Origin of the sequence: Thioclava dalianensis, assembly GCF_000715505.1 — a bacterium.
GTDB classification, from domain to species: domain Bacteria; phylum Pseudomonadota; class Alphaproteobacteria; order Rhodobacterales; family Rhodobacteraceae; genus Thioclava; species Thioclava dalianensis.
In genome coordinates this window covers 1-12,153 of record NZ_JHEH01000055.1, presented here as the reverse complement: position 1 = coordinate 12,153, position 12,153 = coordinate 1, and the positions used below count along the sequence as shown (strand labels likewise).

Genomic DNA, 12,153 nt, shown 5'->3' with positions numbered 1-12,153 from the left:
CTTCCAGCGCTGACTTCTGCAACAACGCCGTCCGACAGGAAGGGCGGAGAGCGGCCGTTCGCTGCCGAAACAATGGCGCCATAGGACAAGTCGATAGCAGACATTCGTCTAAGGCACGAAGGGCAACAGGTGGTATCTCGCAATATCGACGGAACGCCGCTACCGTGAGTGTCGCTGATTCTTGCGATTTAAATTTCAGGTGAACCTTGCCTATTGAAGAATTTGTCCCGAAGGCACGAACGAGCATAGATAACTTGGGCTTCCTCTTTGGAGCCGGAACTTCATTTGAATCCGGATACCCACTAGTATCCGGATTGACCAAAGAGGTTGTCAGTGCGTTGCAATCCGGCGAACGGGAATCGTTGGATGAAGTGCTTGACGCATTTGGCAAGTCCTACGACGATGCCGCAGGCACCCCAAATATTGAAGAAATCTCAGATATGGTCATTGAGCACCATACAAACGGCCAACTTGAGCGGTTTAGGGCACTTAAAGAAAGAATTCGTGAGCTCGTTCGTGATGCAATATTGGGTGTGGAAAATCCTGACATATCAAATCAGGTAGAGTTTTTTGAGCGGATAAAGGCCCGAGCTTTCGATCGTGCTACGGATGTCTGGGTGTTTACTACCAACTACGACCTTCTATTCGAGGATGCTTGCGCCGAAGTCGGGTTGAAGATGGTGAACGGCTTCATTGGAGCAACGACCCGGTGCTTTTCCGAACGAGAGTTCTCATTGGTTTCCGGAACGGTCACTGGGAATCGCTTTTCGCAAGAAGGTGGTCTGACGGTTCGCCTAGTCAAACTTCACGGGTCTGTCTCTTGGTTTCGCAAGGACGAACGAATTTTCGAAGCAGCGCCTAATGCGATCAACGAGGCAGAGGCTCGATGCATGGTACTTCCACGACGAACAAAGGTGCTCGAGACGCTTTCTAGTCCGTATGACCGCCTCTTTCGGCTGTCCAGCTCGATTCTGGGAGATAAGTGCAAGCACCTAATTTCTTCGGGTTTTAGCTTTGGTGATAGCCACATCAACGAAACCCTAGTCAGTCCTAAAATCGACTCTGGTGCGATTTCTTTTTTCAACTTTTGTCAAGATGAGCCAATGACGCTCAGCGCCTCGCGCACTCGTCCGAATGTTTGGCACTTCTGCAAAGACAAAACAGTAAATGGCGGACGCGAAATTGAGGCGTCCTATGACACATGGAAATTTGGCGAGTTCGTCAAGCTATTCTGAAGGATCAAGTCGTGAAGCACCAAATTGGAAAAGTAATTGAGGTCAAGGGCGATCAAATCATAGTTTCACTTTCGGAGTTTGATGCCGCAAACAACATCGGCGTGCCTGAAGAAATGGCTGTTGATGTTTCGACACCGGACGGTCCAGAGAATATTTTAATTGGCCAACCTGGTTCGTTTGTTGAACTGTCTTTGCCTAATGGTAGCCTGCTATGCTTAGTGACAGAGACACGGATGCGCGAGGCATCGATCGGTGCTTCGGAAGTAAAATCTGCCGCCGTTGACGGAGATTTTTTGATTGAACAAGTCACACGGCAACTTGTGACGATCCCAGTCGGGACATTAGGTGCGGATGGAAGTTTCGAACGCGGCACGAATATCCTGCCAACCGTAAACGCACCGGTTTTCGCGGTTCTTCCCAAGACGATCAACCAAGTCTACACGAGCTTCGCTGAAGGCGATTTTTCCTTAGGGCAGCTATCGCTACTTCCCGATCAAGAAGCCAAGATGAACTTGGATGCGTTCCTAGGACGCCATGCCGCCATACTAGGGCAAACAGGGGGCGGAAAATCTTGGACGGTTGCATCTATCCTGCAAAAAATTGCGGCTTTTCCGCAATCGACAGTTTTGCTGTTAGATCTGCACGGTGAGTATTCTAAAGCCTTTGGCGACAACGCAGAAGTCATTTCGGCAGCTGACATTGAAATGCCATATTGGTTGATGAACGCAGAGGAACTGTTGGGGCTTATGATTGATAGAGCTGAATCGAGCGCCCCTAACCAAAACGCGAAGTTTAAAGAGCTTCTTCAAGCAGCTAAAGAGAACCATCCAGAAAATGTTGCGCTAGGGTTGGAGAAGATCACTATCGACACCCCCGTTTATTTTGATCTCGACAGTATTATTCAGGAATTTAAACGCCTCGACACTGAAATGCAGCCAAAGGCTGCAGGGAGTGGCCTCAAACAAGGCCCTTTGTATGGGCAGTTTACCAGACTTCTTATGCGGCTGGAGTCGCGCCTTAACGACCGACGCTACGATCTGATCTTCAAGCCTAAGACATACAATACAAGTGGGTCCATGGACGATCTGTTCCGTAAAGTACTGGGAGAAGAGCCTTCAAATCGAAAGAAAATTGTCGTTCTTGACCTAAGCCCGGTTCCCTTCGACGTAAGGGGGTCGTTAATTTCACTTACTCTTAGATGCCTTTTCGATTTCTCCTATTGGCATAGTCGTGTGAATGGCGAGCGCTACCCAATCGCGATCTTCGCTGACGAAGCTCACATCTATTTGAGTGACGCCAGCTCTGATCAAGCACCTCGAGAATCCGCGGAAAGAATTGCGAAGGAAGGCCGGAAGTACGGGATTAGCCTAACAGTGATAAGCCAGCGGCCGCGTGAAATGTCCTCCACCATATTGTCACAATGCGGTAGCTTCTTGTGTCTCAGGATATCCAACCCCGACGATCAAGCTTACGTGCGGAATCTGCTGCCAGACTCCATACGTGGGATTACGTCAATGTTCTCATCTCTGAGGCGCGGAGAAGCGATCTTGATTGGAGATTCGATGATGATGCCGACGCGAATTAAGGTTGATCGACCCGACCCAACGCCAAACAGCAATGATGCTTCGTTTGTAAAGCTGTGGAGCAACGACCCTAGCGACTTGGACGTTGCCGCTGTTTTGGATGCGTGGCGAAACCAAAAGGTAGTCGAGTAAGTAGTGATTCTGCGCAAAGGATTTTTTAATGACACCGCTGTATACTTGGTCTGGGCAATACTGTGCGTTTATCAGGAACGGAAGGATTTTTGATCAGCATTCTGACTATTTGAGGTGGGTCACCGAAGACGGGAAAGCGTGGAGACGCGACGGGAATTTTTGGGGTGAATTAGTCGACGAGAACTACATTCTGCGCCGCTCTAGCATGGCCATTCCAGCTTGGCGATCCGTTCGGACGACCCCAGCTCGTCCTGCGACGCCGGCTGCGAAAGTAAATCGAGTCGGCAGAGTTCCGAGAGCTGGGCGCGTTGACGCCTTGGAGGAGGTTCTCTCATAGCCAACAGACTACGGAGATCTGAGCGCAATTCATTCAGATCATTGTGTGTGAAGGCTCTACGGTGCCGTCCCGGCACCGAGAATCTCGAATTGCAGCGTAACGCACAAGCTTCCGCTTTGACGCGCCGCACTGCAGCATTGTCAACTCTTGGTCAATGGCAGGTTTGGGCCGATACTGACGAGCCAGGTGGTTCGGCGGAAAGTGTGAATTCGCCGCGCCTGCGAACGCACGCTGTCAAACACATTAAAGCGGCCATTCAAGACTCAGGTTCGACGAATCGCCCTGCTGCACCAGCCGCCAAAGTTCGCAGCGCGCAGGGAGCGGAGTTTGCAAACAGGCAGGGGCGGGTCAAACCTGATTTGCTTCCAGGAGGAAGCCATGTCCGCCTCAAGAGTTGGGTGCGTCACTTTTATCCGGAATAAGAAGAGCTGATCTCGGAAAACAATCCATGAAACCTTCAATTTCTCGCGCCTCCTTGAATACGCAAAAGGAGTTTGCCTCCTGAAACTTGAGGCCTGCTTTGTGGGCCTCTTCAGCCAATTTGATGAGATCGCTGAAATCTCTTCGAACGCAAGCGAGAGCCAATTTTAGTATAGGATCCACAACACTCCAGTCATATTTGTCTAAGACCTTTTGCGCATTTTTATTTTGAGTATCTTTGTTGGCATTTGGTTCATACAACTTAGCAAGAGCTCGATTGATCCCAAATTTCAGGCGTAAGCCTTGGTCGAATTTTGCCGATTTGAACTCGGCGAAGTCGATGATCCTTTCTGCCATTTTCGTTAGGTCCGACAATAGGAATTCATGAGATGCTGAAAGAAGCGCCCGAAAGGACAATTGTCGCTTTTCTGAATATGTGGACTGAAAAACGAGATTTATAACGAATGCACCAACAAGGTAGACTCTTGCCGCTGATGATCGCAAATATTCCGGATCAATCGATAGAGCGGTGCCAATTTTCGGCAGTTGTTCAACTTTGAACCCAGCCTCCTTACACTTTTCTAGATAGTCTTCGTTTACGATTCCGCCATTGTGAATGAAGAGATGCCGCCTCTGACAAACCTCAAGAAAATCTCGATAGAAATGGGAGGACAGAACACTGGGAGGATTCTGTAGTTTTGCAATATCCGTTAGGATCCAGTCGATTAAATCCTGGTGGCTTTCACGCAGCTTCTTAGCAATGCTCCTTTCAATTTGTTCGGCTTGCCAATCTTCGAAACTTTTGCCGCTTCTCAAGAGTCCTACTGGAATTTTTTCATCATCTGAAATTAGATGCTCAGGAAAATCTTGGCACACACTTGTTAGTAGTCTTAACATTAAAAAATCAAACTCAGCGATTAATGCGCTGAGGTTCGCGCGTTGGATTGAACGTGCGGCTTTTAATATCTGCGAAGTGGTTGATAGCTTCTGCGCAACAGAAGTTATATCATCGTCATGAATGACAAAGCTATGTCTTTCAAAATCTTCTTCGCCATCTTCGCCTTGGATAATTTCTTCTTCCCTCGCAATCGCACTTTCTTTTAGAAATTCGATAACTTCATCCTTAATTTTTCGGTCCGCAAAATAATACCCGACCGAGGACATGCCCGGCATGTGTTGAATCGATGCAATACAGTAAGCGGTCCAATCTTCAAATGCCTCGAGAACGGATTTCGCACCTTTGGTCAGATCGCTTCGATCTGCCCCTACCAATTTGAAATTGACCCTTAAGCTACCAGTTCCCCCCCTGCTTTCGATCACAACGCGGGGTAAAAATTCACTATCATCAGCCATCCAGAAAACCCTTATTAGATTATGTGCTCGGATTATGAGGGCAAGATTGATCGGCTACAACCTTAAGCTTCAATGCTGAATGAAGTGAAAGCCGGTGTCTGTCATGTTTTTGATTGGTAGAGCCTGTCGTGCAGCTGGCTTGATTACAGTTTGCTGGCGTTCCGATTGCGGCGCAGCGAGCGACGGCTCTCTGCCTGCCTTTAGAAATGTTAGTCCGCTCCGGACACAGAGCGATCATCTGGGGAGCCGCTCAGCTGCCATTACGATCAAGTATCGCATGCAGCGCCGCGGCAAGTCGGATTCGAGCCCTCTTTCGACATTCGCATTGCCTTGGCCGGTCGCTCAAATCCAACCGCTCTGAAGCTGCAACCGCCCCCTTGCAGGCCTCCACCGCGTCGCTACGATGAGGCCGATCAAGAAGAGGAAATGGTAATGAAATTCGGCCTCTTGTTATTTCCGAAACTCACTCAGCTTGACCTGACTGGCCCTCTTGAGGTCTTCAGCCGAATGAACGGCATTGAAACCCCACTGATCTGGAAAACGCGAGACCCTGTTCCGTCAGACCGGGGCATGTTCATCCTTCCTACGCACACCTTTGACGAGGCTCGAGAGTTGGACCTCATTTTCGTGCCAGGCGGACCGGGTCAGATCGATTTGATGGAGGATCAGGAGACATTGGACTATCTGCGCCTTGTCGCAGAGCATTGCCAGTGGGTCACCTCCGTGTGCACAGGTTCTCTGCTCCTCGCGGCAGCGGGCCTGCTTACGGGATATCGTGCAACGTCTCACTGGTCTTCAATTGAACAACTTAGCCTGTTCGGTGTCGAGCCAGTTGCTGAACGCGTGGTCCGAGACCGAAACCGGATTTCCGGCGCGGGGGTCACATCAGGCATCGACTTCGCTCTGAACATTGCAGCTGATCTGCTCGGCGAGAAGGCCGCTCGATCAATCCAGCTCCAGATCGAGTATGATCCAGAACCGCCTTTCAAAGACGGCTCACCTCGTAGCGCTGACCCCGACCTAATGTCTGAAATTCGCTCGGATATCGCACCTTTCATTGCCAGACGACAGCGGGCGTCTGAAGCGGCGGCTCGTGCTTTGCGACCGTCGAAAGAGTCTGAGGCTTGACGGAAGCCGATCAGAGGATAGACGTCCGGAAAGCCCGCTCTGCCGACCTTCGCCCTCTCGAAATGTGGCAAATTAGACGAATGGCCGGTCTGGCGAAGCTGCGCCGCAGCGCGAGCGAAGATCGTAGATGGCAGCTCTGGGCCGAAGAATGCGGTTCCCCCGGCGTGAACGTGACCGGGCCATACATCCCCTAGCCCCTACCTTGTACGCGCTCTGTCGTGGTTAGGTTGTTTGCAGCCTCCATATCTGCTTCCCAAGGATTGCCGGACGGGGTAGGCAGCCCTAACCTTGGAAGGGTTGGGAAGATCATGGCGCAAAATGCCACCATTTACAAAATCGAACTGTCGATCTCGGACATGGATCGCCACTATTACGAGATCCATAAACTGACCGTTGCCAAGCATCCCTCGGAGACCGATGAGCGGCTGATGGTACGCATCGTCGCCTTCGCCCTAAATGCCCACGAGCATTTGGAACTGACCAAAGGGCTGTCGACGGACAACGAGCCTGACATCTGGCAGAAGAGTTTGAGCGGCGAGATCGATGTGTGGGTGGCACTCGGGCTTCCGAGCGAGAAGGTCATACGGCAGTCCTGTAGCAAAGCGGCGAAGGTGATTATCTACCCCTATGGCGGCCGGACTGCTGAAGTGTGGTGGGACAAGGTTAAGAAGGGCACCACCCGTTTCGACAATCTGCGAGTGATCAATTTCTCGGAGGCCGACACTGCCGCACTGGCCAAGCTGGCCAGCCGCGCGATGAAGCTCCAGGTCAATATCCAGGACGGCGACCTGATGGTCAGCGTCGATGAGAGCGTCGTCTACGTTGCGCCAGGCACATGGAAGGGTGCGGCCTAGCTTTTGCCATAGCCTGCTGCCAGACCAAGGCGCCCAAGACGCGACAGTCCACTCCGGCAAGCAAATGTCTGCATTGCGTGGGCTGCGCTGCAGCGCTGATCACTGTGATAGACGGCGGCTTAGGGCCGGAAGGGCGGAACCTTCTAAACCCGCTTAGTCCGGGCAAGACATTCCGCAACATCGCGATATAGTTGTGTGCGACGATAGAATCAGGATGATGTCTTGACGCCGTTGAATGACGAAGACCTGCCTCAGCTACAGCAAGAAGTTCAACGATTGCTGGGGCGATGTATGTTGCGGCTGCAGCAGTATGAGCGTCTGATCAAGGCTATGGTGGCGCATCACAAGCTCTCAGTGCCATCTTATGACTTGGAACAAGCACTGGCCGCGCGGATTGACAGCACGGCCCGTAAGACGCTCGGCACCTTGGTCGGCGAGCTCTTTGGGTCGTATTTCGTGGCCGACAAGATCGGTCCGCCTGAAGATAGGAAGACCGTATCTTCCGAGACGTTCAATGGGTTCGCCTTGCAGATGAAGGTTCATCTAGCGGATATCGATTTCGCGCGCTTCGAACGTGAACTTAGGGAGTTGGTCGATCTAAGGAACAACCTTGTTCATCACTTCATCGAGCAACACGACATCGGCAGTTCAGATGGGTGCCGTGGGGCGCAAGAGGCCTTGAACAAGGCCTACAGCCGTATCGATCAGCACCTCGCACAACTTCAGAAATGGGCTGAAGACATGCAGAACCTGCGACAGGCGATGGCGGAGGCCATCCGGTCGCAGGCCGTCAAAGACTTTGTTATCAACGCGAATTCCTCCAACAGCACCGTAAACTGGTTTGCCGCGGGCATAGTGAGCGCCTTGCGAGAAGCCTTCCAGTCATTGGCTGTCGATGGATGGGCACCGGTCGCCGAGGCCGGCGAATGGATCACGGTGCGGTATCCCGAGCAACTCCCTGCAAAATATGGATGCCGGAGCTGGCGGCAGGTCGTGCATACGGCGCCCGATTTGGAACTCCGGTATTTTGCATTCGACGGGAAACGCTCTGCCTTTTACCGGCTAGAACCTAATCGTCAGACATTGCGTTGAAGCATTCGCCCCGAATGGCTGCACTGCAGCAAATCGAGCTTAGTGAATGGCCGGTAAGGACCGTTCGCTACATCCAGCGAGTCTTCCGGACCATCAGGCTCGTGCTAATTCGCCGGATCGCCGCTTCTTAACTGCACACCAGCCCACTATTAGCCACGCTCTTTCTTTTTCTCGTTCAAGTATGCCTCTACCGCCCGCCGTATAACTTCCGGCCGCGAGGGCAGGTCTTCGGCGACACGCCGATAGGCGTCGATCGCTTCGACCATTTCGTGGGTCATGCGGACCATGACGGGCTCCGTTCCCGCTGGCGGTCGGCCCATCTTTTTCTTCTCTGACATGAAAACTCCTCACAAAGGGGATTGACTTTGTGATTACAGCATTACATGATATGCGAGCGAAGGCAAGAGTTGCAGCTCCCGCCAACGCTCTGACCACAGCCATCTCGGACAAGGAGACAACCATGGCTAATTATCCGCTTATCACGCAGCTTCTCGCAAAAGAAGACGCAACCGACGATCAGAATCCGCGGATTCTAACCCTCTTCCCGCAGTTCTTCGAGGCTCTCACCGTTTTCCTCGACTACGAACACGACCTGTCCCGCACCGAGAGCTGGGATCCGGCTTTCGCGGCTTGGCAGAGGGCCTCCGACGAAGCCCAGGGCACGATGCTGGAGCTACAGGATCAGATCCTCGAGCTGACGCCGTGCACGCCGACCGAGAAACCGCTCAAACTGCTCACCTTCGGCATTCGCCTCGCGATGCTGGACGAGGACGGCGAGCACCGCGAACGCTTCCGCGATATTGTGCGGCGGCGTGGGAGCGACCTTCTCATTCCCGAGGTTTGCGACACCGATCGCGAAGTGAATGTCCTGCTCAAACGGACGCTGATCCTCTTCGATCAGCTGCTCGACCTCTATACCGACGAGCCGGTCGAAGCCTCCGCGACACTCTGAGCCGATCGCATTCCAGGCACCGTTCCGGGGCGGGGATGCATGCCGCTCTCACCCAGAGATTCCATGAAAATGCCGAGCGCGGGTCACCGCGCCCGTTTTCCCCTGCACGTTCACAAGGAGGGTCGACCATGACCCAACACCAACCGATCATTCTGCACATTCGCGGCGAAGACCATGTGGTCCAACCCGGCGAAATCCACGCGCACTGGCGCGAAGCCGCCGAGGCAAAGGGCTATCGCATCGTCGCGCGGGTGAAGGACAGATACAGCCTCGCGCTCGAATGCAACAGCTGCGGCGGGCTGCATGTGAGCCGCCTCTTTGTCTTGCTGAACTACCAGCCCGAATGTCCGCATTGCGTTGACGCGCGTCGGCGCGAGACCGCGAAACACGCCGGGCTTGAACTGCTCCGCCGCGATCATGGCAATCGAAAATACGCTTTCTACCGGGCATCCTGCGGTCACGAAATCCGACGACAGTTCGAACTCGTCGAGCGCATGGCGCAGGGCGAAACCGCAGTGCGCTGCGAGATCTGCCACCATGCGCGTGAACAGGAAGAAGCGGCGCTGGAGGGCTGGGAGCTCCTCGGGGCGGACCCACAGGGCAGTCGGAACTATCGGCTCTACCGCCATGCCGAGGGGTGCGGAGCTGAAGCACGGATCGCCCGAGCCAACATGCAAACCGGACGCTTCACCTGCCCCGGCTGCGGCGAGAGCTGGGCGACAGGGCCGAGCTTCTTGTATGCGATGAAATTCAAGCTCGAAACCGGGAGCAGCGCGATCAAACTCGGCTTCTCGCGCAACCCGGACTCGCGCTTGAAATACCAGCTTCACCGCCATTCGGATCTGGCGCGCGAGCTGCTGCTCAAGGTGCCGATGCGAACGGGGCGCCACGCGCAGCGCGTTGAAAAACGGCTGCACAAATGGCTCGTGGCTGAATTCCCGGACGAACTGGTGCCGCCGGAGGAATTCTCCGATCTGCTCAGGGTCAAATCCGAGCTCTACCGGGCCGGTCTCGAAGAGACGATCCTGCGCCAGATGCATCGCATCGCGCGGAAGGAAAAACGCGCGGCGGAACGCAACCGGGCCCGCAGCAGGTCGCGATCCAAGCGTATGCGCAGGACCTGAACCACGCCGACAATGCGACACGACACAACCTTCCGCTCCGGCGGGAGGCCTCCCCCTACCCTTTCAAAGGACTGATCCAATGACTCTCCCCACTCTTTCCCCCAGCTGGGGTCCGCTCGCGCGCACCGCCATCCTTCGTCTTCAGGAAAAAGCCGCTGCAAGCGCGCGATCGGCCAAAACCTCACCTCCCGCTCGCACGCGCAAAATGAGCGACTATGGCGATATCTTCGACGATTTCGACGCGTTCGAAGCGGCCGAGGCGCAAGTCGATGCCGATCTCTGCGCAGATGACGAAGCGGCACAGGACGCGCTCGCCGCCCTGCCCGGCGCGACCCTTCCCGCCCGAGATCTGGGCTTGGCATTGCAACTCGCCGCCACTTTCGAGAGTGCCGACCGCATCGACGCCCTTTTCGCGCCGAAGGCGCTCACAATCCTCCAGGCTCCGCCTGAACTCATCGACCCCCTCGCGACAGTCATCCGAACCGGCTTCATCCCCGCGCATGTGACGTGCCTGGGCCGCAACATGGACGCGCGCCACACCGGCCCGAACCTGCGCATCGTCAAGCTCACGGACCGTTCTGATCTCTCGGACCTGTTATTGAAGCCCGAACCGATCCTTCTTCTCATGGCGCAAGGAAAATCGCTGCCGCCCGATCTGAGCGGCACGCCCCCGTTGCGCCTCGCTCCTTTCGATCGTCAGATCGCTGTCGCACAGGTTCTGATGACCTATGCCGATGCCCCGACCGTCTCGACCCTATTCTCTGCCCTGCCCAAAGACACTGAGCTTGCGGAAATCTCCCCGCTCGCCTGGGCCTTTACTTTCCGCGCACCCTCCGCCGCCGAAGCCTTGAGCCGCCTCGATGCCGCCCTGCCCCGCCCCGTCGCAGACGCCCCTTCGCTCGACACGATCCGGGGCGAAGGCATTGCCGTGCGCACAGCACGGCGCATGGTCGCAGACCTTCAACTTTGGAAAGACGGAAAGGTCGCTTGGAGCGAAATCACTCGATCTTTGCTCTTTTACGGCGCGCCCGGCACCGGCAAAACCCATCTTGCCCGCGCGATGGGTGTGAGCGCCAACGCGCCCTTCTTCCAAAGCTCGCTTGCAGAATGGCAAGCGGCCGGACATCTGGGCGACATGCTCGCCGCGATGCGCGAGACATTCGCCAAGGCCTGCGCCGCCGCTCCTTCGATCCTGTTTCTCGATGAGATCGACGCCGCAGGCTCGCGCTTCGATCGCGACCGGCACGGCCGAACATATCATCGCCAAGTGATCACCGGCCTTCTCGAAGAGATCGACAAGGCCGCACGCACCGAGGGCGTGCTGTTGATCGGTGCGACGAACGATCGCGCCGCGATCGACCCGGCGCTGCTGCGCCCCGGGCGCTTCGATCGTCACCTCGAAATGCCATTGCCAGACGCAGAGGCGCTGCTGGGCCTCCTGCAGACCCATTGCGATCACGGCGAGGCCGATTTGCGTCCTCTGGCCCGACAGGCGATCGGCCTGACCGCAGCAGATCTCGACGCAGCGATCCGTGCTTCCCGGTCCGAAGCCCGCGCGAACGAGCGCCCTTGGCAGCCCACCGATCTGAGCCCGCATCTGAACCACGCCTGCGCCACACCCGATGCCGATCGCCGCATCGCACTTCATGAATGCGGACACGCGATCGTCTTCGATGCGCTCAAGCTCGGCAAAATCGAACGAATCCTGATCCGGCACGGCGATGGTGGCGAAGTGCATACCACCGCAACTCGCCCGATCCACACCGCCAGCGACTATGACGATCAAATCGCATACATGCTCGCCGGGCGGGCTGCTGAGGCACTGATCCTCGGCGAGGTCTCGAGCGGCGCGGGCGGCACACAAGCCTCGGATCTCGCCCAGGCAACGCGACTGGCGATCGCCATCGAAACACGCCTCGGCCTCGGCCATCACGAACAGCTCT

At 55.2% G+C, this 12,153-nt stretch carries 10 protein-coding genes; 8 read left to right on the top strand and 2 right to left on the bottom strand.

Annotated features, from left to right (window positions below; translation table 11 throughout):
- The first annotated feature begins 314 nt into the window (after positions 1-314).
- Positions 315-1,235, top strand: coding sequence for an SIR2 family protein (locus tag DL1_RS19730; protein WP_038069810.1), 921 nt, complete (start codon positions 315-317; stop codon positions 1,233-1,235).
- Between the two features lie 11 nt (positions 1,236-1,246).
- A complete protein-coding gene (locus DL1_RS19725) occupies positions 1,247-2,950 on the top strand; it encodes an ATP-binding protein (protein WP_162178776.1) in 1,704 nt (567 codons plus the stop codon).
- Between the two features lie 724 nt (positions 2,951-3,674).
- On the opposite strand, the gene DL1_RS19720 is transcribed toward DL1_RS19725, so the two are convergent.
- Positions 3,675-5,060, bottom strand: coding sequence for a hypothetical protein (locus tag DL1_RS19720; protein ID WP_143081779.1), 1,386 nt, complete (start codon positions 5,058-5,060; stop codon positions 3,675-3,677).
- Positions 5,061-5,492: 432 nt separating this feature from the next.
- Here DL1_RS19720 and DL1_RS19715 point away from each other — a divergent pair, with 432 nt between their 5' ends.
- The 3 genes from DL1_RS19715 to DL1_RS19705 all read left to right on the top strand — a co-directional run bounded on the left by DL1_RS19715 (position 5,493) and on the right by DL1_RS19705 (position 8,134).
- Positions 5,493-6,188 (top strand): DJ-1/PfpI family protein, encoded by a 696-nt coding sequence (locus DL1_RS19715; protein ID WP_211250654.1) that lies wholly within the window; start codon positions 5,493-5,495, stop codon positions 6,186-6,188.
- Positions 6,189-6,496: 308 nt separating this feature from the next.
- Positions 6,497-7,042 (top strand): YaeQ family protein, encoded by a 546-nt coding sequence (locus tag DL1_RS19710; RefSeq protein WP_038069803.1) that lies wholly within the window; start codon positions 6,497-6,499, stop codon positions 7,040-7,042.
- A gap of 222 nt (positions 7,043-7,264) precedes the next feature.
- Positions 7,265-8,134 carry an OST-HTH/LOTUS domain-containing protein gene (locus tag DL1_RS19705; RefSeq protein ID WP_245739677.1) on the top strand — a complete coding sequence of 290 codons (870 nt, stop codon included), beginning with the start codon at positions 7,265-7,267 and terminating at the stop codon, positions 8,132-8,134.
- Positions 8,135-8,283: 149 nt separating this feature from the next.
- Here DL1_RS19705 and DL1_RS19700 read toward each other — a convergent pair whose 3' ends face one another.
- Positions 8,284-8,472 (bottom strand): ribbon-helix-helix protein, CopG family, encoded by a 189-nt coding sequence (locus tag DL1_RS19700; protein ID WP_038069801.1) that lies wholly within the window; start codon positions 8,470-8,472, stop codon positions 8,284-8,286.
- Between the two features lie 122 nt (positions 8,473-8,594).
- On the opposite strand from DL1_RS19700, the gene DL1_RS19695 reads away from it, so the two are divergent.
- The 3 genes from DL1_RS19695 to DL1_RS19685 form a co-directional block, all read left to right on the top strand.
- On the top strand, positions 8,595-9,086 hold the full coding sequence (locus DL1_RS19695) for a hypothetical protein (protein ID WP_038069798.1): 492 nt from the start codon (positions 8,595-8,597) through the stop codon (positions 9,084-9,086).
- Between the two features lie 128 nt (positions 9,087-9,214).
- Positions 9,215-10,210, top strand: a complete 996-nt coding sequence (locus tag DL1_RS19690) for a GIY-YIG nuclease family protein (RefSeq protein WP_074855050.1) — start codon at positions 9,215-9,217, stop codon at positions 10,208-10,210.
- 205 nt (positions 10,211-10,415) lie between these two features.
- A partial coding sequence (locus DL1_RS19685) for an AAA family ATPase (RefSeq protein ID WP_162178775.1) occupies positions 10,416-12,153 on the top strand: 1,738 nt, incomplete at its 3' end.